At 49.4% G+C, this 23,821-nt stretch carries 22 protein-coding genes; 15 read left to right on the top strand and 7 right to left on the bottom strand.

Annotation, left to right across the window (positions count from 1 at the left end; translation table 11 throughout):
• Nucleotide 1 precedes the first annotated feature (1 nt).
• The 13 genes from rsxE to NQ565_RS12155 all read left to right on the top strand — a co-directional run bounded on the left by rsxE (nt 2) and on the right by NQ565_RS12155 (nt 12,926).
• Entirely contained in the window at nt 2–586 is a 585-nt protein-coding gene (gene rsxE / locus NQ565_RS12215) for an electron transport complex subunit RsxE (protein WP_005653901.1), read from the top strand.
• 28 nt (nt 587–614) lie between these two features.
• The gene (gene rsxA / locus NQ565_RS12210) at nt 615–1,193 is read left to right on the top strand and encodes an electron transport complex subunit RsxA (RefSeq protein WP_005653902.1); all 579 of its coding nucleotides are present in this window, start codon (nt 615–617) and stop codon (nt 1,191–1,193) included.
• 218 nt (nt 1,194–1,411) lie between these two features.
• Complete coding sequence (gene galE, locus NQ565_RS12205; RefSeq protein ID WP_005653903.1) at nt 1,412–2,446, top strand: UDP-glucose 4-epimerase GalE; 1,035 nt, start codon at nt 1,412–1,414, stop codon at nt 2,444–2,446.
• A 568-nt stretch (nt 2,447–3,014) separates the two neighbouring features.
• The gene (gene atpD, locus NQ565_RS12200) at nt 3,015–4,535 is read left to right on the top strand and encodes a F0F1 ATP synthase subunit beta (protein ID WP_005653904.1); all 1,521 of its coding nucleotides are present in this window, start codon (nt 3,015–3,017) and stop codon (nt 4,533–4,535) included.
• Between the two features lie 20 nt (nt 4,536–4,555).
• Nucleotides 4,556–4,801 carry an ATP synthase F1 subunit epsilon gene (gene atpC, locus NQ565_RS12195; protein WP_005653906.1) on the top strand — a complete coding sequence of 82 codons (246 nt, stop codon included), beginning with the start codon at nt 4,556–4,558 and terminating at the stop codon, nt 4,799–4,801.
• Between the two features lie 34 nt (nt 4,802–4,835).
• Nucleotides 4,836–5,261 (top strand): hypothetical protein, encoded by a 426-nt coding sequence (locus NQ565_RS12190; protein ID WP_005653908.1) that lies wholly within the window; start codon nt 4,836–4,838, stop codon nt 5,259–5,261.
• Entirely contained in the window at nt 5,245–6,420 is a 1,176-nt protein-coding gene (gene atpB / locus NQ565_RS12185) for a F0F1 ATP synthase subunit A (RefSeq protein WP_005653912.1), read from the top strand. The genes NQ565_RS12190 and atpB overlap by 17 nt, the downstream gene beginning before the upstream one ends.
• A 63-nt stretch (nt 6,421–6,483) precedes the next feature.
• Nucleotides 6,484–6,741, top strand: a complete 258-nt coding sequence (gene atpE, locus NQ565_RS12180) for an ATP synthase F0 subunit C (protein ID WP_005653914.1) — start codon at nt 6,484–6,486, stop codon at nt 6,739–6,741.
• Between the two features lie 12 nt (nt 6,742–6,753).
• Nucleotides 6,754–7,254, top strand: a complete 501-nt coding sequence (atpF, locus tag NQ565_RS12175) for a F0F1 ATP synthase subunit B (RefSeq protein WP_005653917.1) — start codon at nt 6,754–6,756, stop codon at nt 7,252–7,254.
• Between the two features lie 18 nt (nt 7,255–7,272).
• Nucleotides 7,273–7,833, top strand: coding sequence for a F0F1 ATP synthase subunit delta (locus NQ565_RS12170; protein ID WP_005653920.1), 561 nt, complete (start codon nt 7,273–7,275; stop codon nt 7,831–7,833).
• A gap of 65 nt (nt 7,834–7,898) precedes the next feature.
• Complete coding sequence (atpA, locus tag NQ565_RS12165) at nt 7,899–9,482, top strand: F0F1 ATP synthase subunit alpha (protein ID WP_139168192.1); 1,584 nt, start codon at nt 7,899–7,901, stop codon at nt 9,480–9,482.
• 55 nt (nt 9,483–9,537) lie between these two features.
• Nucleotides 9,538–10,422 (top strand): F0F1 ATP synthase subunit gamma, encoded by an 885-nt coding sequence (locus NQ565_RS12160; protein ID WP_005653924.1) that lies wholly within the window; start codon nt 9,538–9,540, stop codon nt 10,420–10,422.
• 296 nt (nt 10,423–10,718) lie between these two features.
• Nucleotides 10,719–12,926: an AAA family ATPase gene (locus NQ565_RS12155; RefSeq protein WP_005653926.1), complete on the top strand. Its 2,208-nt coding sequence runs from the start codon at nt 10,719–10,721 to the stop codon at nt 12,924–12,926.
• A gap of 49 nt (nt 12,927–12,975) precedes the next feature.
• Here NQ565_RS12155 and NQ565_RS12150 read toward each other — a convergent pair whose 3' ends face one another.
• The 3 genes from NQ565_RS12150 to NQ565_RS12140 form a co-directional block, all read right to left on the bottom strand.
• Entirely contained in the window at nt 12,976–13,557 is a 582-nt protein-coding gene (locus tag NQ565_RS12150) for a hypothetical protein (RefSeq protein ID WP_005653928.1), read from the bottom strand.
• Nucleotides 13,558–13,644: 87 nt separating this feature from the next.
• Nucleotides 13,645–14,361, bottom strand: coding sequence for a response regulator transcription factor (locus tag NQ565_RS12145; RefSeq protein ID WP_005653930.1), 717 nt, complete (start codon nt 14,359–14,361; stop codon nt 13,645–13,647).
• 209 nt (nt 14,362–14,570) lie between these two features.
• Complete coding sequence (locus NQ565_RS12140; protein WP_005653932.1) at nt 14,571–16,277, bottom strand: sensor histidine kinase; 1,707 nt, start codon at nt 16,275–16,277, stop codon at nt 14,571–14,573.
• Nucleotides 16,278–16,482: 205 nt separating this feature from the next.
• Between NQ565_RS12140 and NQ565_RS12135 the strand changes: the two genes are divergently transcribed.
• Entirely contained in the window at nt 16,483–18,648 is a 2,166-nt protein-coding gene (locus NQ565_RS12135; protein WP_005653934.1) for an outer membrane beta-barrel family protein, read from the top strand.
• A gap of 138 nt (nt 18,649–18,786) precedes the next feature.
• Complete coding sequence (locus NQ565_RS12130) at nt 18,787–20,457, top strand: formate--tetrahydrofolate ligase (RefSeq protein ID WP_016662718.1); 1,671 nt, start codon at nt 18,787–18,789, stop codon at nt 20,455–20,457.
• Nucleotides 20,458–20,580: 123 nt separating this feature from the next.
• Here NQ565_RS12130 and glyA read toward each other — a convergent pair whose 3' ends face one another.
• The 4 genes from glyA to pyrI form a co-directional block, all read right to left on the bottom strand.
• Nucleotides 20,581–21,861 (bottom strand): serine hydroxymethyltransferase, encoded by a 1,281-nt coding sequence (glyA, locus tag NQ565_RS12125; protein ID WP_005653938.1) that lies wholly within the window; start codon nt 21,859–21,861, stop codon nt 20,581–20,583.
• A gap of 110 nt (nt 21,862–21,971) precedes the next feature.
• Complete coding sequence (locus NQ565_RS12120) at nt 21,972–22,751, bottom strand: porin family protein (RefSeq protein ID WP_005653940.1); 780 nt, start codon at nt 22,749–22,751, stop codon at nt 21,972–21,974.
• Between the two features lie 16 nt (nt 22,752–22,767).
• The gene (locus NQ565_RS12115; protein ID WP_005653942.1) at nt 22,768–23,334 is read right to left on the bottom strand and encodes a flavin reductase family protein; all 567 of its coding nucleotides are present in this window, start codon (nt 23,332–23,334) and stop codon (nt 22,768–22,770) included.
• Nucleotides 23,334–23,789, bottom strand: a complete 456-nt coding sequence (gene pyrI / locus NQ565_RS12110) for an aspartate carbamoyltransferase regulatory subunit (protein ID WP_005653943.1) — start codon at nt 23,787–23,789, stop codon at nt 23,334–23,336. The genes NQ565_RS12115 and pyrI overlap by 1 nt, the downstream gene beginning before the upstream one ends.
• Nucleotides 23,790–23,821: the final 32 nt, after the last annotated feature.

Below are 23,821 nucleotides of genomic sequence, written 5' to 3'. Positions count from 1 at the left end.
TATGAATAATTTTAAAGTATTGATGAACGGGATTGTAAAAGAGAATCCTACGTTTGTACTCCTGCTTGGTATGTGTCCTACATTGGGTACGACTTCATCTGCTATCAACGGCATGGGTATGGGACTGGCAACGATGTTCGTGCTTATCTGTTCCAATGTGGTGATTTCCGCTATCAAGAACCTTATTCCGGATATGGTGCGTATTCCTTCTTTCATTGTTGTAATCGCATCGTTCGTAACACTGCTGCAAATGGTGATGCAGGCTTACGTTCCCGCACTTTATGCGACACTGGGCTTGTTTATTCCGCTGATTGTGGTAAACTGTATCGTACTGGGCCGCGCCGAGGCTTTTGCTGCCAAAAATAATCCGGTGGCATCCTTCTTCGACGGTTTGGGTATGGGATTAGGTTTTACTATCGCATTGACTTTATTGGGTGCTGTCCGCGAATTCCTGGGCACAGGCAAGATATTCAACCTCACGATTCTTCCCGAAGAATACGGTATGCTGGTATTTGTTCTTGCACCGGGTGCGTTTATTGCTTTGGGATACCTCATTGCGTTGGTTAACAGCTTCAAGAAAGCATAATTTGTAATTCATAATTAGAATTGATATTATGGAATATATATTGATATTTATCTCGGCAATCTTTGTCAATAACATTGTGTTGTCGCAATTCCTGGGTATCTGTCCGTTTCTGGGCGTATCCAAGAAAGTGGAGACAGCGTTGGGCATGTCGGCAGCAGTGGCATTCGTGCTTACTATTGCTACAATCGTAACGTTCCTCATTCAGAAGTTTGTGCTCGATGCTTTCGGTCTGGGCTATCTTCAAACCATCACCTTTATCCTTGTGATTGCCGCATTGGTGCAGATGGTGGAGATTATCCTGAAAAAAGTATCTCCTTCTTTATACCAGGCTTTAGGTGTGTTCTTGCCTCTGATTACAACGAACTGCTGTATTCTCGGTGTGGCTATCCTCGTTATCCAGAAAGATTATGATTTGCTGACCGGTGTGGTTTATGCATTCTCTACGGCTATCGGCTTCGGTCTGGCGTTGACGCTCTTTGCAGGTCTGCGCGAACAGATGAGTCTGGTGAACGTGCCGAAGGGCATGCAGGGAACTCCGATAGCTTTGATTACTGCCGGTTTGCTGGCTATGGCATTCATGGGCTTCTCCGGCGTAGTTAAGCTCTAAGATATACTCTGAATTTAAGCTAAAGCGAAGAACCGGTTCTCTTTGTAAAAGAAGAGGGCGGTTTCTTCGCTTTGTCTTTTATGGGCAAAGTTATCGTACACGGTCAGGGGTGAAATATTCTTTGGTTAATTTTTACCGGTCATGTACGTGCTTTATGAATTTATTTCCTTACATTTGTAGCCTAATGATAACCTAAAAGCTAAATTATCTATATTAATATGAAAGAGAAAATCTTGGTTACAGGCGGAACCGGCTATATTGGTTCTCATACTGTGGTAGAACTTCAGAACGCAGGTTATGAAGTCGTTATTATCGATAATCTGTCAAACTCCAGCGCAGATGTTGTAGACAACATTGAAAAGGTATCGGGCATCCGTCCTGCATTCGAGAAATTGGATTGCCTGGATTACGCCGGTCTCGACGCTGTGTTTGCTAAATATAAAGGTATCAAGGCTATTATCCATTTTGCGGCAAGCAAGGCGGTGGGAGAGTCTGTGGAAAAGCCGTTGCTTTATTACCGCAACAACTTGGTTTCCTTGATAAACCTGCTCGAACTGATGCCTAAGCATGGAGTAGAGGGCATTGTATTCTCTTCTTCCTGTACCGTATATGGTCAGCCCGACCATCTTCCCGTAACGGAAGAGGCTCCTATCAAGAAGGCGGAATCCCCGTACGGAAATACGAAGCAAATCAACGAAGAGATTGTTCGTGATACGGTTGCTTCCGGTGCTCCCATCAATGCGATTCTGCTGCGTTACTTCAACCCGATTGGCGCCCATCCTTCGGCACTGCTCGGTGAATTGCCTAACGGTGTGCCGCAGAATCTGATACCGTACCTCACCCAGACGGCTATCGGTATCCGTGAGAAATTGAGTGTATTCGGTGACGATTACGATACTCCTGACGGTTCCTGTATCCGCGATTTCATCAATGTGGTGGATTTGGCAAAGGCTCATGTTGTAGCTATCCGCCGTATTCTGGAGAAGAAACAGAAGGAAAAAGTGGAAGTGTTCAATATCGGTACCGGACGCGGTCTTTCCGTATTGGAATTGATCAATGCGTTTGAAAAGGCAACCGGTGTGAAGCTGAACTACCAGATTGTAGGTCGCCGTGCCGGAGACATAGTAAAGGTGTGGGCCGATCCGAAACTGGCAAACGAAGAGCTGGGTTGGAAAGCGGAAGTAGGTATTGAAGATACTTTGCGCTCCGCATGGAACTGGCAGTTGAAGCTTCGTGAGAGAGGTATTCAATAAGAATAATGATTTTAAACTTTATTAACATACAGAAAATAAACAAATGCTTCCCCGCATTTGTTTATTACATGCAAATCGGCCTGATGCTGCTTATGTATATGTGAATATCCGTAATTAGTACATATGCCTCCCCGGCATAGACAGGTAAGATTGCATAGTAGTTTTGTCGTGTTTTATTTTGTGTTTGTGTTGTGAATAAGCCTTGTCGCGAGACAGGGCTTATTTTTTAGGAGAATACGGATGGCTTTTTATGATTAGGTGCATTACCGATTGTTAACCAACGTTATTATGTGTGGAACAAATTGTTCCCATTGTAGTATTAATCGTTCAAAATAGTGTAATTTATAGAAAAAATGCTTTTAAGGAGAACAATTAGACGTGATTTGTTTATACATTTGCGAAGTTGTTTATGTAACTATTTTGAATGAACAAACAGTCTGGCGCGAATGTTAGTAGAGCAAGTGAATTTGGACGATGAAAGACGCGACATGACTGATGGAAGATTCCATGCAGCGACTTACAATTTTACTGGAAATAATTAGGAAAATAGAATATAAAAAGATTGCTTATGTCACAGATTGTTGGACATATCTCTCAGGTTATCGGACCTGTTGTAGACGTCTATTTTGAAGGAACAGAGGCAGAGCTGATGCTGCCAAGCATTCACGACGCACTGGAAATAAGAAAGAATCACGGTAAAAGGCTGATTGTGGAAGTACAGCAGCACATTGGTGAAAATACCGTAAGAACCGTAGCTATGGATAGTACGGATGGTCTGCAGAGAGGCATGAAAGTTTACCCGTTGGGCGGACCGATCACTATGCCGATAGGAGAACAAATCAAAGGCCGTCTGATGAATGTCGTAGGAGACTCTATCGACGGAATGAAAGAACTGGACTGTACTGGTGCTTATCCTATCCACCGCGAACCCCCTAAATTTGAAGATTTGACTACCGTACAAGAGGTACTCTATACGGGTATCAAGGTTATCGACCTGCTGGAGCCATACAGTAAGGGCGGTAAGATTGGGCTGTTTGGTGGTGCGGGTGTAGGCAAGACTGTACTCATCCAGGAGTTAATCAATAATATCGCCAAGAAGCAGAACGGTTTTTCCGTATTTGCCGGAGTGGGAGAGCGTACCCGTGAAGGTAACGACCTGTTGAGGGAGATGATTGAATCCGGTGTAATCCGTTATGGCGAAGAGTTTAAGAAAGGAATGGAAGAAGGTCATTGGGATCTTTCCAAAGTGGACTATGACGAAGTGGCCAAATCGCAGGTGTCCCTGATATTCGGTCAGATGAACGAGCCGCCGGGTGCGCGCCAGTCGGTTGCGTTGTCCGGTTTGACGGTAGCCGAATCTTTCCGTGACATGGGGTCTGAATCGAACGGTCCGCGCGATATATTGTTCTTCATTGATAACATATTCCGTTTCACCCAGGCCGGTTCCGAGGTGTCTGCCCTATTGGGACGTATGCCTTCGGCCGTAGGTTATCAGCCTACACTTGCAACGGAAATGGGTGCTATGCAGGAACGCATTACTTCTACACGCAACGGTTCCATCACTTCCGTACAGGCAGTATATGTTCCTGCCGATGACCTGACCGACCCTGCACCCGCCACTACTTTCACGCACCTGGATGCAACAACGGTATTGAGCCGTAAGATTACCGAACTTGGCATCTATCCGGCTGTCGACCCGTTGGAGTCTACCTCTCGTATTCTCGACCCGCATATCGTAGGTCAGGAGCATTACGAAGTAGCCCAGCGCGTAAAGCAGATTCTCCAACGCAACAAGGAGTTGCAGGATATTATCTCTATCCTCGGTATGGAAGAACTTTCGGATGCCGACCGCACATTGGTAAATCGTGCCCGCCGTGTACAACGTTTCTTGTCACAGCCTTTTGCTGTGGCCGAACAGTTCACCGGAGTTCCCGGTACAATGGTCTCTATAGAAGATACCATTAAAGGGTTTAAAATGATTCTGGACGGTGAAGTCGATTATCTGCCCGAACCGGCTTTCCTGAATGTCGGCACTATCGAGGAAGCAATAGAGAAAGGAAAGAAATTGCTGGAACAGGCAAAGAAATAAAAATTCAGTAGACTATAAAGATGAAAGGACTGCATTTGGATATTGTATCGCCGGAAAAGGAAATCTTCACAGGCGAAGTAGATAGTGTAACATTGCCGGGTACGCTTGGCTCGTTTACTATTCTGGTGCAACATGCACCCATTGTATCGTCGTTGAAAGCAGGTACGCTGGCTTATGTAACGAAAGACGGCGAAGAACGTGCACTGGATATTCATGGCGGTTTTGTAGAGATGAACAGCAACAGAGTTTCGGTTTGTATAGACTGACTCTTTTTGATTACCAACCTTAAATCGGATTGATGTGAGTATAACAAAACGGAACTATTTGTGGCAAGTGGCGCTTCTAACGGTATTGGTGGGCGGCATAGGCGGATGGGTTTATTATTCGGTATTCCCGCACCACTATTTCGGCGGTTATCCGCTGATACCTGCCTTCTTCCTTGTTTTCGGCGTGTTTATGATAAACATGGTTGAAAGCTGCCGTTACCGGATGCCGGGGCGGATGTTGCAGATATATCTGCTGATGCGTGTTATGCGGATGCTTGCATCTATTATTGTGATGCTGGTGTATTGCGTTGCAGTGCGTGAGGAAGCAAAAGAGTTCCTGTTGACGTTCATCGCTAACTATCTGATATATTTGACTTATGACTCCTGGTTTTTCTTCACTTTTGAAATGAACCGGAAGCTGAAAAAGAAAAAGAGACAAGAAAATGAAACAATTGCGTAACATACTAACCGGAGTATTGCTGGCATGTGGGTTATCATTACCTGCCGTTTCTATGCAGGCCGACAGTATTCCCGCAGCGCAAAACGGCCTTGTGGCCGAACTCGACAGCATGGCCCAACGTGACGATGTGACTCCTGCCGAGCAAGAGGAGAATACGGTAGACGTAAAGGAAATCGTGTTCGGGCATATCGGCGATTCGTACGAATGGCACATCACCGATTTCGGAGAAACGAAGGTTATCATTCCGTTGCCCGTCATTGTATATAGCGGCACAACGGGGTGGCACGTATTCCTTTCTTCCCGTCTGGAGGAGAACGGAGGCAGTTACGAGGGACTTTCCATTGCTCCGGAAGGCAGCAAGTACGAAGGAAAACTGGTGGAGCACGATGCAGCAGGCAATGAGGTGCGCCCGTGGGATATATCCATTACGAAGGTTACGCTGGCATTGCTCATCAACAGTGTATTATTGATAGTCATTGTACTGAGCGTTGCCCGCTGGTATCGCAGGCATCCTCAGGACAGTGCGGCTCCGGGCGGTTTCGTCGGGTTTATGGAGATGTTCATTATGATGGTGAATGATGATGTCATAAAGAGCTGTGTAGGACCGAAGTACCGTAAGTTTGCCCCTTACTTGCTTACTGCATTCTTCTTTATCTTCATAAACAACCTTATGGGATTGATTCCGGTGTTTCCGGGCGGGGCAAATGTCACCGGTAACATTGCAATTACAATGGTGCTGGCCGTTTGCACATTCCTTGCCGTTAATATTTTCGGAACCAAGGCATATTGGAAAGATATTTTCTGGCCCGATGTGCCCTGGTGGCTGAAAGTGCCTGTGCCCATGATGCCGTTTATCGAGTTCTTCGGAATCTTTACGAAGCCGTTTGCCTTGATGATACGTCTTTTTGCCAATATGCTGGCAGGACACATGGCGATGCTGGTGCTTACATGTCTGATATTCATATCGGCGAGTATGGGGCCTGCCTTGAACGGTTCGCTGACGGTAGCTTCGGTGCTGTTCAATATCTTTATGAACGGATTGGAATTGCTGGTGGCCTTTATCCAGGCGTATGTGTTTACCATGCTGTCGGCGGTGTTTATCGGTCTGGCACAGGAAGAGCACACGGAGAAAGCCGGTGAGAAGAAGGCAATAAAATGAGAAAATGATAAGATTATCTGGAATATAAACATTAATAAAATAACAATTTAAAATTTGAAAGTTATGTTACTATCTGTATTATTGCAAGCTGCTGCGGCAGGTGTTGGAGTTAGTAAATTGGGCGCTGCCCTGGGTGCTGGTTTGGCTGTTATCGGTGCAGGTATGGGTATTGGCAAGATTGGTAGTTCTGCCATGGAAGCCATTGCACGCCAGCCGGAAGCATCGGGAGATATTCGTATGAACATGATTATTGCCGCCGCCTTGATTGAAGGTGTTGCATTGTTGGCGGTTGTTGTGTGTCTGTTGGTATTCTTCTTATAAAAAATTTAAATTATGTCATTGTTATTACCTGATAGTGGTCTGCTGTTCTGGATGCTCCTTTCATTCGGCGTGGTTTTTGTGGTACTGGCCAAATACGGCTTTCCCGTCATTACGAAAATGGTGGAAGAGCGTAGGGCCTACATAGACCAGTCGCTGGAAGTGGCACGTCAGGCAAACGCCCAGCTCGCCAAACTGAAAGAGGAGAGTGATGCGTTGATTGCTGCTGCAAACAAGGAGCAGGGGCGCATCATGCGGGAAGCAATGCACGAGCGTGACAAGATTATTGTCGAGGCGCGTAAACATGCCGAAGCCCTTGCACAGAAAGAGCTGGATGATGTGAAACAGCAGATTCAGCAAGAGAAGGAAGAAGCTATCCGTGATATCCGCCGTCAGGTTGCTGTACTATCGGTAGATATTGCGGAGAAGATAATCCGTCATAATCTGGACAAAGAGCAAGACCAGATGGAAATGATTGACCGTATGCTGGATGAAATGCTGACGGCCAATCGCTAATCATTAATCTTTGGAAAAATGGATATAGGAATTGTTTCGATGCGGTATGCAAAGGCTCTCATGGAGTATGCCAAGAGCACGGGTACGGAAGACAGGCTGTATACGGAAATGCGCACGTTGAGCAGGAGTTTCGAGAAGCATCCTGATTTGCGTGCGGCATTGGAGAACCCTGTACTGCCGGTACAGGAGAAATTCTCGCTTATCTGTACCGCAGCAGTGGGGGATGCTCCTGCCGGGCAGGAATTGTCCCGTTTCGTTACGCTGATATTAAAAAACAGGCGTGAGGCATTTCTGCAATATATCTGTTTGAGCTATCTGGACTTATACAGAAAGAGCAGACATATCGGTGTAGCGAAACTGACGACTGCCGTACCCGTAAGTCGTGAGATTTGGGAACGCATCCGAAATAGCGCTTCCCATTTGCTACATGCCAAAATGGAGTTACAGACCGATGTTGACCCTTCAATCGAAGGCGGATTCATATTCGACATCAACGATTTCCGTCTGGATGCCAGTATTGCTACCCAGCTAAAGAGAGTGAAACAGCAGTTCATTGATAAGAACAGAAGAATTGTATAACAGTGGTTAGTGATATAACCGAATACCGATCATTAATCACTAAACATTAATTGCTAAATAAAATGTTGTCTGAAAATATAAAAGTAAGCGAAGTCTCCGATATTCTGCGCAAACAGTTGGAAGGCATCGACACCCGCGTGCAACTGGATGAAATCGGTACGGTGCTGCAAGTCAGCGATGGCGTGGCGCGTATCTACGGGTTGCGTAATGCCGAAGCAAACGAGTTGCTGGAGTTTGACAACGGTATCAAAGCCATCGTGATGAACCTTGAAGAAGATAACGTAGGTGCTGTGTTGTTAGGCCCTACGGATAAAATCAAGGAAGGCTTCGTGGTGAAACGTACCAAGCGTATTGCTTCCATTATGGTAGGCGAGGGTATGTTGGGACGTGTTATCGACCCGTTGGGCGAACCGTTGGACGGCAAGGGGCTGATAGGCGGCGAGCTTTGCGAAATGCCGTTGGAGCGTAAAGCTCCGGGCGTTATTTACCGTCAGCCGGTAAACCAGCCGTTGCAGACCGGTCTGAAGGCTGTCGATGCCATGATTCCTATCGGCCGCGGGCAGCGTGAGCTGATTATCGGCGACCGTCAGACGGGTAAGACCGCGATTGCCATCGATACCATCATTAACCAGCGTGCCAACTACGACGCAGGCGACCCCGTATACTGTATCTACGTAGCTATCGGCCAGAAAGGTTCTACGGTAGCATCTATCGTAAATACACTGCGCGAGAACGGTGCGATGGATTACACCATCGTTGTGGCAGCTACGGCGGGCGACCCGGCTGCGTTGCAGTATTACGCCCCGTTTGCCGGCGCTGCAATCGGTGAGTATTTCCGCGATACCGGCCGTCATGCGCTGGTTGTTTATGACGACCTGTCCAAGCAGGCCGTGGCGTATCGTGAGGTATCCTTGATTTTGCGCCGTCCGTCCGGACGTGAAGCCTATCCGGGCGACATCTTCTACCTGCACTCCCGTCTGCTGGAGCGTGCGGCGAAGATTATCAACCAGGAAGAAGTGGCACGCGAGATGAACGACCTGCCCGAAAGCCTGAAAGGCAGAGTGAAGGGCGGCGGCTCATTGACGGCGCTTCCCATTATCGAAACGCAGGCGGGCGACGTGTCGGCTTACATCCCTACAAACGTAATCTCCATTACCGACGGACAGATATTCCTCGACACCAACCTCTTCAACCAGGGCAACCGTCCGGCTATCGACGTAGGTATCTCCGTGAGCCGTGTAGGCGGTAACGCCCAGATTAAGGCAATGAAGAAGGTGGCGGGTACGTTGAAGATAGACCAGGCACAGTATCGCGAACTGGAAGCATTCACCAAGTTCAGCGGCGATATGGACCCGGTTACTGCGCTCACCATCGACAAGGGCCAGAAGAATACCCGTTTGCTGGTACAGCCCCAGTACAGTCCGATGCCTGTAGAGAAGCAGATTGCCATTCTTTATTGTGGCACGCACGGTTTGCTGAAGGATGTGCCTTTGGACAAGGTGAATGAGTTTGAACGCAGTTTCCTCGAATTCCTTGAAAGAGATTATCAGATGGAGGTGCTCGATGTGTTGAAGTCGGGTGTCATCGATGACAATGTCTGCAAGAAGATAGAAGAGACGGCGGCAAAGGCAGCCAAGCAATTTATGTAGATGGCAGTTAGGCAACCCCTAACCGCTAATCACTAACCCCTAATCACTATATGAAATGGCTTCACTGAAAGAGGTAAAAAATAGAATAAGCTCCGTCAAGAGTACGCGTCAGATAACTTCGGCGATGAAGATGGTGGCGTCCGCCAAGCTGCATAAGGCACAGGGGCGGATTGAGAATATGCTGCCCTATCAACGGAAGCTGAACGAGATTCTGACAAACTTCCTGAGTACGGATGTTACGGTAGAGTCTCCCTATACCGAGGAGCGTCCGGTAGGGAAGGTGGCAATTGTGGCATTCTCGTCCAATTCATCTTTATGCGGCGCTTTCAACTCCAACGTGGCAAAGATGCTGGAGCGTACATTGGAAGATTACCGGTCGCTGGGCAAGGAGAATATCCTGGTGTATCCCGTAGGCAAGAAAGTGGAAGAAGCTGTAAAGAAATTGGGATATGAGCCGCAAGGCAGTTATCAGGAAATGGCCGACAAGCCTTCGTATGTGCAGGCTTATGAGCTTGCCGGGCACCTGATGAAAGAGTTCCTTGAAGGGCGCATCGACAAGGTGGAGCTGATTTATCATCATTTCAAGTCTATGGGCTCGCAAGTGCTGACGAGAGACAACTATCTGCCCATCGACTTGGGCAAGGTAGCCGAAGAAGCAACCGGGACTGTCGGAAAAAGCAGTTTCAACAATGATTATATTGTAGAACCCTCTGCTTCCCAACTGGTGGCCGAGCTTCTTCCTAAAGTGTTGAGCCAGAAGATTTATACGGTCTTGTTGGATTCGAACACTTCCGAGCACGCGGCACGTATGCTTGCCATGCAGGCTGCCACGGACAATGCCAATGAGCTGATTCAGGACTTGACGAAGCAATACAACAAGAGCCGCCAGCAGGCGATTACGAATGAGCTGCTGGACATTATTGGCGGCAGTATGAAATAATTTTTCCGGCAGGAAACAAGGAGATGTGTCAGAATACACTTGACGGTTTCTTTTAGGCACGGATTACACGGAAAACACGGATTTCACAGATTTTCTTTATTCTTTTTCTGTGAAATCCGTGTTTTCCGTGTAATCCGTGCCTAAAAAAGAAACCCATAGTAAGCGGACTTTAGTTTTGACACACATTCTCTTTTTTTAAGGATGCCGTCCGTGCGGCAAAAAACATTCGGCCGGTTTTTCTTTTCCTTGGTTTATTTGTACTACCTTTACCGTTCTAAAATAAACCGAAAAGAACAATGGAGCAGAACCCCGAATCAGCGCTTGCGTGGCAATTCATCGAAAGTACAGGCACTCATCTTTTTCTGACAGGCAAAGCCGGAACCGGTAAAACTACTTTTTTGCGCAAGCTTAAGCAGGAAAGTCCCAAACGTATGGTAGTCGTTGCGCCCACCGGCATAGCGGCCATCAATGCCGGCGGTGTTACCATCCATTCGTTCTTTCAGATTCCGTTTGCACCTTATGTGCCCGAAAGCTCGTTCAGCACGAATGGAAAGGCAAGCTACCGCTTCCGTTTCGGTAAGGAGAAAATCAATATCATACGCAGCATGGATCTGCTGGTGATTGATGAAATCAGTATGGTACGCGCCGACTTGCTGGATGCGGTAGATGAAATGCTCCGCCGCTACCGCGACCCCTACAAACCGTTTGGCGGTGTGCAGTTGCTGATGATTGGCGACCTGCAGCAGTTGGCTCCCGTGGTGAAAGACGAGGAATGGCAGATGCTCAGCAAGTACTACGACACTCCCTATTTCTTCTCCAGCCGCGCGCTGAAGCAGACGGAATATTGCACCATCGAGCTTAAAACCGTATACCGGCAGAATGACGGAGACTTCCTGGAACTGCTGAACCGCATCCGTGAGAACCATTGCGACCCGCAGGTGCTGGAAACGCTGAACCGCCGCTATCTCCCCGGCTTCCAGCCTCGGAAAGAGGAAGGATATATCCGTCTGGTCACCCATAACTATCAGGCGCAGCGTATCAACAGCTACGAGCTGGAACAGCTTCCGGGACGTACCTATGCGTTTCGCTCTACTGTCGAGGGGAAGTTTCCCGAATATTCATACCCCACGGACGAAGTTCTCGAACTGAAAGAAGGCGCTCAGGTGATGTTCGTGAAGAACGACTCTTCCGGCGAGCACCGCTACTACAACGGTATGATTGGTGAGGTAACCTCCGTTTCTGCCCAGAGTATCGAGGTACGCGCCAAAGACAGCGGGGATACTTTCCTGTTGCAGGAAGAGGAGTGGGCAAATGCAAAATACGTCTTGGACGAAGAGAGCAGGGAGATTGTAGAAGATATTGAAGGTACTTTCCGGCAGTTTCCCCTGAAACTGGCGTGGGCCATTACAATCCACAAGAGTCAGGGGCTTACGTTTGAGCGTGCCATTATCGATGCCAGCGCATCCTTTGCACATGGGCAGACGTATGTGGCACTGAGCCGTTGCAAGACGCTGGAAGGCCTGGTGCTCAGCGCACCGCTTTCGGCAAAGGCTGTTATCAGCGACCGTGCCGTAGACCGGTTTACGGAAGAAGCCCGCCGGAACGAACCGGACGAAAACCGCTTCCATTCACTGCAACGTGCCTATTTTCACGGGCTGCTGTCGGAACTGTTTGATTTCCTGCCGCTGGCACAAGCGTTGCAGCGCTATGTACGGCTGGTCGATGAACATCTTTATAAACTCTATCCCAAGCAGCTTGCCGCCTACAAAGAGGCGGCGGAGCGTTTCCGCGAAAAGGTGGTAAAAGTGGCGCAGAGGTTCGGCATACAGTACAACCGCCTGATTGACGCCGCACAGGACTATGCTGCGGACGAAACCCTGCAGGAGCGGATTGTTGCGGGAGCCGGTTACTTTAAAGATGAAATGGCGCTTTTGTATCCCGTATTAATAGGGCCACGCGCTCTTGCCACGGATAATAAGGTGCTGAAGAAGCAACTGAACGCAGCCAAAGAGGATTTGAATACTCTTTTCCTGTTGAAAAACAGACTGCTGGCATACATAACGGAACACGGATTCAGCACAGCCGGGTATTTGAAGCGGAAAGCCATACTGTCTATCGGCGAGCATGCTGTCTCCGGCAAAGAGGACCTGAAGCGGAGAGGCATGCTGGATACAGTGGAGAAGAACATGCAGGACCGCAAAAGGAAAGAAACGGCGGCATCTTCCGTTCAAGTGCCTTCGGACGTACTGCATCCCGAACTATACGACCGCCTGGTGGCTTGGAGAAACACGGAAGCAGCCCGTTTGGGGCTGCCGGTCTACACGGTCATCCAGCAAAAGGCCATTTTGGGCATCAGCAACCTGTTGCCTGCCGATAAGGACATGCTTGTCCGCATCCCTTATTTCGGGAAGAAAGGGGTAGAGAAGTACGGAGACACCATTCTGGAAATAGTATATGCGTACTGCAAGGAGAAAGGATTGGCAGAGCCGGAGCTTATGCTTTAGTTAGGGTCGAACCGCTGTATCTGATTATATCAGTTTGTGATGTTTACGGTTAGAACGGCGTCCGGTTGCCCTGCTGTACTTCGATGCGTATGCCGAATGCACCGTTGGCGGATTTCATTTCAAATGCTCCCTTGAAGTTGTTCTTCTCCCACGGCAATGCCGAACGGTTGGGAACTTTCCAGCCGTCCTTGTCGTACTCGCCGTATGTATTGATACGCATTCCGTTCTTCAGTTTGAAGCTGCCCATTTGCAGGTTCTCCGGCGATGACCAGAAGCCCGTCAGCCCAAACGGATTCATGCTGTAAACGGTGGCGTTGGTGAGCGAGAACACATTTGAAAGCCCCTGCGAGTAGGTCGCGTCCGGGTTGAGACGGAATATCCGGCTGTAGTCTTTGCTTGCATCCGGTATTTCCAACGTAAACCGGGGCAGGCGGGGAGCTTCCATTCTCATGAGGCTCATGTCCAGGAGAAAGCCGTCATAATTCTTCGTTTCGGGTAGGAATGTCCCTTCGGGCGGCGTACCGTCGGGCAGGCTATGGGAGCGTATGCTGTCGCCCTTCGCTTCGGTTTGGGCGTGCAGTGAAACGACGCTTGCCAGCAGGGCGATGATAAAAAAACAAACTTGTTTCATGATTGGGCACGGTTATTGTTTTCTTCTCAGACAAAGATAATCCTTTCCGTCAATTTTCTGAAACTTCTTTATATTATTTCTTATTCTTTATACTATCAGTTTATAGCCTATCCCCCGCACGTTTACGATGCGGATGCGGTCGTCTTGCGCCAGCTTGTGGCGCAGCTTCGTTATAAATACGTGCAGGCTGCGGGAGTTGAAGAAGCTGTCGTCTCCCCAGAGGTCGAGCAGTACATTCTGGGTATTGACCACCTGATTGCGGTTCTCGCAGAGGCGCTTCAGTATTTCCGATTCGCGGTGTGAGAGTTCCATCTCCGTATCGGCGTGCGGAGCAGCACCGGTTCCTGTATACGACAGCCGTTGCGTGACGGGGTTGAACCGGTAATTGCCTATTTCAAAGTCGGTGACTTCTTTGGGAGCAGGTTCCGTAAAGTTGAAAGCCTTGCCCGCCAGCGCCTTGATGCGGATAATCAGTTCCTGCATACCGAAAGGTTTCTTCAGATAATCGTTGGCGCCGAGTTCAAAGCCCTCTACAACATCATTGATGGCAGAGCGTGCAGTGAGGAAAAGCACCGGCGTGTGCTTGTCGGTCTGGCGGATGCGGCGTACCATTTCGAAGCCGTCCATACGGGGCATCATGACGTCTGCCACCAGCACATCGGGGCGCAGGTCGAAGAACAGGCGCAACCCCTCCTCGCCGTCGGCAGCGGTGTGGATAATGAAACTTTGCCCTTCCAGCGTGTCCTTTATAATCATGGCGAGGGTCTCTTCATCCTCAACCAGCAATACTTTTATTTTATCCATGACATCCTTATCTTTCTTGTTATTCTTGTTTATGTAATATCTGTATGTACTCCGGGGATATATTCCTGTTTCTCCTAAGTAAACTTCCGTTTCCGCCGGGAGAAACTTCCGTTCCCATTAGGGGAAACGACAGTTCCCTTTAAAGGAAACGCGCGTTCCCCTTAAGGGAAACCGGAGTTTCTTCCGGGGGAAACGGGCGGGTACTCCTTTTATCCGTTCGGAAACCTCAGAGTGAACGTGCTTCCTTTGCCCGGTTCGCTCTTTACCGTTACGCTTCCGCCGTGCTTTTCGGTCATGGTCTTGACATAGAACAGACCGAGGCCGTAGCCCTTCACGTTGTGCAGATTGCCGGTGGGAACGCGGTAGAACTTATCGAATATGTGGCTCTGCTTTTCGGGAGCGATACCTGTTCCACGGTCGCTGATGGCGATTTCAACAAACTCTCCTTGTCCGGCAGAGGCGGTTTGCCGGCAACGGATGTTTACGTCCGCTGCTTCGGGCGAGTATTTTATGGCATTGTCAATCAGGTTGCTGATGATGTTGCTGAAGTGCGTACGGTCTGCCGTGAGGGTAAGCCCGACAGGCTCGATGTCCGTAGAGATATGCACGGGCTTCTCCGCCTTCAGTTTATGCTGCTCGATAAGCGGTTCGAGAATGCTTTCCATGGACAGCGGTTCCGGATGCAGGCGGAAGGTCTTGCGGCGTTCCATGCTCATGGAGAGTATCTGTTCGACAAGTCCGCTGAGCCGTTGCAACTGTTCCTGGCAGATGCGCAGATACTTGTCGCGCTTGGCCTTTTCGTCCGCCTGGTTAAAGTTCAGCAGGGCATCGTTGGCGGCATAGGCCACGGCGATAGGGGTTTTCAGTTCGTGGGTGATGTTGTTGGTAAAGTCGCTTTTCATCTCCTCCAGCGTCTTTTGCTGCAAGATGGTGCGGATAAGTATCCAGAACGCGAAGCAGAGGATGATGAGGATAACGAACGAGGTAGTCAGAATGCCCGACATCTGCTTCAGCACCAACGGGGTAACGGGTTCCATCCAAAGGCGGTAGCTCTGATGGGTACTGATGTCGAAAGCGTACTCGTATAGCTTGGCTTCGGGGCTTGGAACGTATCCGGGAGTACCGGCCACGGCAAGCGTGTCTGTAAACGTATGGGGAGATGCTTTGTCGTTCGTATAGATATGCTCCAGGCGGTGGGGCAGCGTGATGCCCCGGTCTTTGAGCTGAAAGGTGAGCAGGCTGTCGTATACAAGGACATCGGGGTCGGAAATGACATCCAGGCCGGAGTGCAGGCCGCGCTGGAAATATGTGGCGAGTTCCAGCATGCTGTTCTGGTCGCGCAGAATAACATCCAGCCCGCTGTTTGCCCTCAGTGCGGCCTGGGGCAGAACATCGGTGTCTTTTATGGCGGCTTCCAGCTTCTTTTGGGCTGAATCGGCATTCAGCCATTGAGCCTTGTTCCGGTCTTTGTTCCGTTCTATGAAAAGTACATCGTCGGAGTCCGGGACGGCGATGCCATCACGGGTGATAATAGCCTGTACGGAGGAATTGTCCGAGATACTCATCAAAAGGGTGTCGCTCTTTTGATGAATGACCTGCTGGTCGGAGGTTTCTTCTTTCCGGCCGTTGCGGTCTATGCTGGTGGTGCTGTGTACATAGGTTTTGTTTTGCGTTCCGTCTTTCTCGAATCCGGCGGATACGCTCACTGTCCCATGGTCGGCACTGTCCTTGCGCATCCTTTCCACACGCAGCATCATTTCGTTATAGTCGCTCATGCGCATGGCTTCTATGATGTTGCGCTCCAGGTCGTTGCGCATGGTGCGGTACAGCCCGCCGAGCCAGTAGGCCTGGTAGGAGAAGATACCCGCCAAAGACAGGATAACGAGTATGGCAATGTATTTCAAAGGCAGTTTCATGGTGGTTCCTTGATATTTGTGCAGGCAAAGATAAGGAGTTATGGTGTGCGGTGTATCGTGCGATAAGACTAAATAACACTTCCGGTAACAGTAGATAACACTTGGTAAGCAGGCGATAACACAAAGTCGGGCGGGTAATGCCGTACTTTGCGGTGTGAAAACGAACTAAAACATCAAATACAATAAATTAAAGCATCGAATACGTATGAAACGATTTTATCTGTTATCAGTAATCAGCCTTTTTAGTGCCGGCATCTCCGCCCAGGAAATCACCGGCGGAGAACGTACCCTCAGCGCCGACAGCATCATTACCTCGGATGCCCGCCTGGACAGTATCTACCAAAGCCTGCCCGAAGTGATGATTATCGGCGAACGCCCCGTAGTCAAAGCCTCGCAAGGCAAACTGGTGTATGACTTGCCGCAGCTTATCCGCGACCTGCCTGTGGACAATGCCTACGATGCCGTAAAGGAGCTTCCCGGTGTAACCGAGATGAACGGCGGCTTGCAACTGGCAGGGCAGGGTGTCACCGTCATTCTGAACGGAAAAGTGACCACCCTCAGCGTCGAACAGCTTTACACACTGTTGCGGAGTATCCCCGCAAGCCGGATAGAAAAAGCCGAAGTGATGTACAACGCACCCGCCCGCTACCAGGTGCGCGGCGCACTTATCAACGTGCAACTGAAGCAAACCGCGGACGGTCCCTCTTCCTGGCAGGGCGAACTCTACGGCAAATACAATCAGAAGCATTACGAAGGTTTTGAAGAGCGTGCCAGCCTTTTATATAACGGAAATAAATTCTCAACGGATTTTCTTTACTCGCACAAACACGGCCGTACTTACACTACGACGGACAAAGATGCTATGCACGCTTTGGCGGATGGCTCGGTGTACCCGATGGCAACCGATGAGGTACGCCGCGCCCGTTCGCATACGCATAGTTTCCGGGTGGGAGCCGATTATACTATCGCTAAAGACCATCAGTTGAGCTTTGTCTACAACGGTAACTATACAACGTCTCACAACCGGATGAATATCAACGGTTCGCAGCAGTCCGCCACGTTGAGCAACAGTACCGACTGGCTTCACAACGGCCGGCTGGACTATTCCACGCCTTTCGGCATGAAAGCCGGTGTGGAGTTCACTTACTACCGTTCTCCGTCCGACCAGTTGCTGAACAGCCGCCTGCTGGAAAACGACGAGCTTGACTTCTTTACACAGGACTGCCAGCGCATCAACCGCTGGAAAATGTTTCTGGCGCAGGAACACAGCCTGGGCAAGGGCTGGGGACTGAATTACGGTATTGTCTATACCACCGGCATCGACAACAGTTACCAATATTACTACGACCCGGAGACCGGCGAACAGTTGGGAGATGAAAATACAACTTCGTTGGCAGCCGGTGATAATTCCGCCGGTAACTTCACTAATATGAAATCCCGCAAACGGGAAGAAACGCTGAACATCTATGCAGGTTTCAGCAAGAGTTTCGGCGATAAACTCTCGCTGGATGCCTCGCTGGCTGTGGAGCGTTATAAAACGCCCGTTTGGAACCAGTGGGATTGGTATCCCACCGTCAACCTGAACTATATGCCTGCCCCCGGACATATCCTGCAACTTGCGCTGAGCAGCGATAAGCACTATCCCGACTATTGGGCCGTGCAGGATGCCGTTTCTTATATCGGCGGCGGATATTCCGAGATTCACGGCAACCCTCTGCTGAAACCTGCGCAAAGCTATGAGTTTCAAATGAACTATATCTTAAAGGGCAAGTACATCTTCAGCACCTGGTTCAGCCACACCAAGGACTACTCGGTACAGACGCTTTACCAGTCCTCGCAACGGCTGGTTGAAATCTATAAATACCTGAACTTTGACTACCGCCAACAGTTTGGCATACAGGCATCAGTGCCCTTTAAGGTAAAGAACTGGTTGAATTCCCGCCTGACCTTTATCGGCATCTGGCATCGCGAGAAAGACAGCGACTTTTGGGATATCCCCTTCGACCGCAAACAGTGTTACGGCATCGCCCAAATGAACAACACCTTCACCCTTTCCACCAAGCCCGACCTGAAGCTGACCGTCACCGGATTTGTGCACAGCAAAGCGATTCAGGGAATTTACGACCTGCCTGTTTCCGGCAATGTAAATGCCGCCTTGCGCTATGGCTTTGCCAAGGGAAAGGCCGTCCTGAATCTGTATTGCAACGATATATTCGAGACCGGGCAGATTTCTCCGCGCATCCGCTTCCAGACGCAGAATGTAACCAACCATTACTCTTGTTTCCGCGAGTTGGGCGTATCGTTCACATACAAGTTCGGCGGTTATAAGGAAAAGAAGAGGGAAGGAGTGGATACGTCGCGGTTCAAATGATTGTTTGATAACCAATCCTGTTCGGGTAGTTAAGCTGATACTAAATTCTTTTTCATATACCTGCATTTTCCCTTCTTTTTTGTACTTTTGCAGCTTTCAAAAAAAACAAAGTTGTTATTTAAAGAAAAGACCCTATATATGAAATCGGATATCGAAATAGCACGCAGCATTGAACTGAAGAAAATAAAGCAGGTTGCCGAAAGTGTCGGCATTCCCCGTGAAGAAGTAGAGAACTACGGCCGCTACATTGCCAAGATTCCCGAACACCTGATTGACGAGGAGAAGGTAAAGCAGAGCAACCTGATTCTGGTAACCGCCATTACGGCCACAAAGGCAGGCATTGGCAAAACCACGGTCTCTATCGGCCTGGCATTGGGACTGAACAAGATAGGCAAGAAAGCCATCGTAGCCTTGCGCGAACCCTCGCTGGGTCCGTGCTTCGGCATGAAAGGCGGAGCGGCAGGCGGCGGCTACGCGCAGGTACTTCCTATGGAGAAGATAAACTTACATTTCACAGGAGATTTCCATGCCATCACTTCCGCTCACAATATGATTTCCGCTTTGCTGGATAACTATATCTACCAGCATCAGGCGGACGGATTCGGCCTGAAAGAAATCATCTGGCGGCGTGTGCTCGATGTGAACGACCGCTCCCTGCGCAGCATTGTTACCGGACTTGGACCACGTACCAACGGGGTTACCCTGGAGTCCGGTTTCGACATTACACCTGCATCGGAGATTATGGCAATTCTCTGTCTGGCAAAGGATACGGAAGACCTCCGCAGACGCATCGAGAATATCATACTTGGCTTTGACTATGAAGGCAAGCCGTTTACAGTGAAAGATTTAGGTGTGGCGGGCGCCGTCACCGTACTGCTGAAAGATGCCATCCATCCCAACCTGGTACAGACCACCGAAGGAACAGCCGCTTTTGTGCATGGCGGTCCGTTCGCAAATATAGCGCATGGCTGCAACTCCATCCTCGCTACCAAAATGGCTATGACCTTCGGCGATTACGTAGTGACGGAAGCCGGCTTCGGTGCGGACTTGGGAGCGGAGAAGTTCTATAATATCAAATGCCGCAAAAGCGGTCTGCAACCCAAACTGACCGTTATCGTTGCCACTGCACAGGGATTGAAGATGCACGGCGGTGTCAGCCTCGACCGCATTAAGGAGCCGAACATGGAAGGACTGAAGGAAGGCTTTGGCAATCTTGACAAACACATCCGTAACCTGCGCTATTTCGGGCAGACCGTTGTGGTTGCCTTCAACCGTTTTGCCAGCGATACGGACGAAGAGGTAGAAGCTATCCGCCGTCATTGCGAAGAAGACTTGAAAGTGGGCTTCGCCATTAACAATGCCTTTGCCGAGGGTGGGGAAGGTGCGGTGGATTTGGCTAACCTCGTTGTGGAAACAATCGAAAAGAAGCCATCCGCCCCGTTACAATATACTTACGGGGAAAACGATACCGTACAGCAGAAGATAGAGAAAGTGGCATGCAACCTTTATGGCGCAAGTGTAGTGACCTACAGCAGCGCTTCACGCAAGATGATGAAGCTTATCGAAGAAATGGGTATTGCACATTATCCCGTCTGCATAGCCAAGACGCAATACTCCTTCTCTGCCGACCCCAAAATATACGGTGCTGTCAATAACTTCGAGTTCCACATTAAGGACATCGTTATCAACAACGGTGCGGAAATGCTCGTTGCCATTGCCGGTGAGATACTCCGTATGCCGGGGCTGCCCAAAGTGCCGCAAGCGGAGCACATCGACATAGTGGACGGCAATATAGAGGGGCTTTCCTGAACCTTCTTAAATAGAGAATTGAAAATTGAGAATTAAAAAATAAGCTGCGCAAGGTTCGTTTGAACTGCGCAGCTTATCTTTTTTACTTTTTATTGTAGAAACTATTATTTCCCGATTTCATAATCAGTAAGCGAACAGCGGATATTCCTTCATCTTGGCATTTACGCGTGCGCGGACGTCGGCAATGACCTGTTCGTTTTCTACGTTGGAGAGAACGGTCTCAATCATTTCAGCGATTTCCAGCATCAGGTCTTCTTTGGCGCCGCGGGTTGTGATGGCGGGAGTACCCAGACGGATACCGGAGGTCTGGAATGCGGAGCGGGTATCGAACGGAACCATGTTCTTGTTCACGGTGATGTCGGCAGATACCAATGCCTTTTCGGCTACCTTACCTGTCAGGTCGGGATATTTGCTACGCAGGTCTACCAGCATGGAGTGGTTGTCCGTACCGCCGGAAACGATGGTAAAGCCACGGTCTATCAGGGCTTGTGCCAGCGTAGCGGCGTTTTTCTTCACCTGTTTGGCATATTCTTTCCATTCCGGTTGCAGAATTTCGCCGAAGGCAACGGCTTTCGCAGCGATGACATGTTCCAGCGGGCCGCCCTGAATGCCGGGGAATACGGCAGAGTCGAGCAATTGGGACATCATCTTGATTTCGCCCTTCGGTGTTTTCTTGCCCCAGGGGTTGGGGAAGTCCTTGCCCATCATGATGACACCGCCACGAGGACCGCGCAACGTCTTATGGGTGGTAGAGGTCACGATATGGGCATATTTCACGGGATTATCCAGTTCGCCTGCGGCAATCAGTCCGGCAGGGTGTGCCATGTCTACCATCAGGATAGCACCTATCTTGTCGGCTATTTCGCGCATGCGTTTGTAGTCCCATTCGCGTGAATAGGCAGAACCGCCGCCGATAATCATTTTCGGTTTCTCGCGCAGGGCCACTTCTTCCATCTGGTCGTAGTCCACACGTCCGGTTTCTTTATTCAGGTTGTACTCGCAGGGAGTGTAGATAATGCCGGAAGTATTCACTGACGAACCGTGAGAGAGGTGACCGCCGTGTGCAAGGTTGAGGCCCATGAATTTGTCGCCCGGGTTCAGCACTGCGAGGAATACGGCAGCGTTGGCCTGTGCACCTGAGTGCGGCTGTACGTTTGCCCATTCTGCGCCGAAAATCTGTTTCAGGCGGTCGATGGCAATCTGCTCGCTTTGGTCTACGACTTCGCAACCGCCGTAGTAGCGCTTGCCGGGATAACCTTCTGCATACTTGTTGGTGAGGCAGGAACCCATTGCCTGCATAACCTGATCACTTACGAAGTTCTCTGATGCAATCAGTTCAATACCTTTGAGCTGACGTTGATGCTCTTTTTCGATGATATCGAAAATTAAATCGTCTCTTTTCATTCTTGCTTATTAGATAGGTTTGATAATACTGTATTCTCTTATTAAGCGTACAACGTACAAATTTAGAAGAAATAAATGAATAAACTGTAAGAAAAGTAAGAAATTTCCTGTCAAAAGAACACGCCAAGTGAAAAACTCAGGACATTCTCCCGCCTGTGGAAACGTATCTGGTTGGCAAGAGGTACTTCCTCACCGGCATTTTCATCATAGACCGGCTTGTAGCTGATACGCTTTGAAATATTGTGCAGTCCGATGTCGTAGCGGAAATCGAAGAAGATGCGGGAAATCGTTACAGCAACGCCGGCGGTGAGGCTGACGTTCAGCGGATAGAGTTCCTCCTCGATGTCCCGCTGGTCGAAATTCTCGAAAGTGACCTTGCTCTGCCTGTCCCAGATGTAGCGTATTTTCGGTCCGCCGAATACGGCAAGGCTGTAAGGCCCTTCCTTAATGATGTTGTATCCGTAGATTACGGGAATCTCAAAGCTGTGGATAGACGAGGTGATAGAGGCCATTTCGGGTATGCTGCTTTCGGGCGCGTCTTCGGGCAGCGGCTTCTCGAAGGTAATGTTGCAGCGGTTTATCGTGTACGACAGTTCCGGTTGCAGGAAGTGGCGTTTGAAGTTTATCCGCATGAAGAACGAGCCGAAATAACCTATCTTATAGTTATTCTGCACCTCGTCGATGACCGTTCCGTTCAGCACCAAATCCGATACGAGGAAGAGCGAAGAGGTAAATCCGCCCTTGATACCGAAGTTCACCCGCCGGTCGTGGCGGTGGGTGTGCTGGGGGTGTTCCGGTTTATCCGTTCCGGGCACAACCGGCAGTTGTCCCCACATGGCTGTGGAGAAGGCCAGCAAACAAACCCCGAAAAGCAACCATCTTCTTCCCATAATCAATTTTTATTTATTACTTTTTCTTCTCTACCGACCAGCCGAATTTCCCGATTTTCTCTCCCAGTCCGTAATAGCCGCCATGCACGTAAACCAGCAGGTTGGATTCTGCCAGCTCCAGTTTTCCGGTTTCCGTATTCAGGTGGGAGGTGTCGGCGCGTACATTCACCACATCGGCAATGAACATGTCGTGCGAGCCGAGGGCAACGATTTCCTTTACCCTGCACTCGATGCACAAGGGAGATTCCTCGATGAGCGGGGCGCTGACAACGGTACTTTTGCCAGGTGTCAGCTTCATCTCCTCGAATTTGTTGTAGTTCTTGCCCGAACGTACGCCGCACCAGTCGGTGGCGCGCGCCATATCCTTGGTTGTCAGGTTAATGACAAACTCCATGTTGCGCTTGATGATGTCGTAGGAGTGACGTTCTGGCCGCACGGAAATGTAGCACATGGGCGGGTTTGTACAAATGGTTCCCGTCCATGCAACGGTCAGTATGTTATATTCTTCCGGGGTGCTTCCGCAGCTCACCAGTACGGCGGGCAGCGGATAAATCATGGTTCCCGGTTTCCAGTCTTCTTTCATCAGATTATCTCTATGTCCTCTCTTGTCTGTTCTTTCTCGCAATAGTGGCATTTGATTACGCAGTTCTCCTTGTCCACCACATGAAACAGGGTAGGCATCGGTTCGTTGTTGGTGATGCACTTGGGATTGGCGCATTTTACGATGCCGCGCAATTCGTCGGGCAGTTTCACTTCACGTTTCTCCACCACTTCGTAGTCGCGGATGATGTTCAGCTTTACGTTGGGGGCAACTACGGCAATGCGGTTTATCTCATCGTCGCAGAAGAACTTATCCGCTATTTTGATGATACCCTTTGTTCCCAGCTTCTTGCTTTTGAGGTTGAAACCGATAGTAATGTTGTTGTTCATCTGCTCCAGTCCCAGCAATGATACTACTGTAAACAGCTTCTCAGAGGGTATATGGTCGATGACAGTGCCGTTTTCCAATGCGGCCACCTGCAATTCTTGTTTTTTCATGTCTCCTAAATAAAACCAGTAATATACTTCCT

The organism is Bacteroides stercoris ATCC 43183 (genome assembly GCF_025147325.1).
Lineage (GTDB): Bacteria > Bacteroidota > Bacteroidia > Bacteroidales > Bacteroidaceae > Bacteroides > Bacteroides stercoris.
This window is presented reverse-complemented; position numbering and strand designations above follow the sequence as displayed.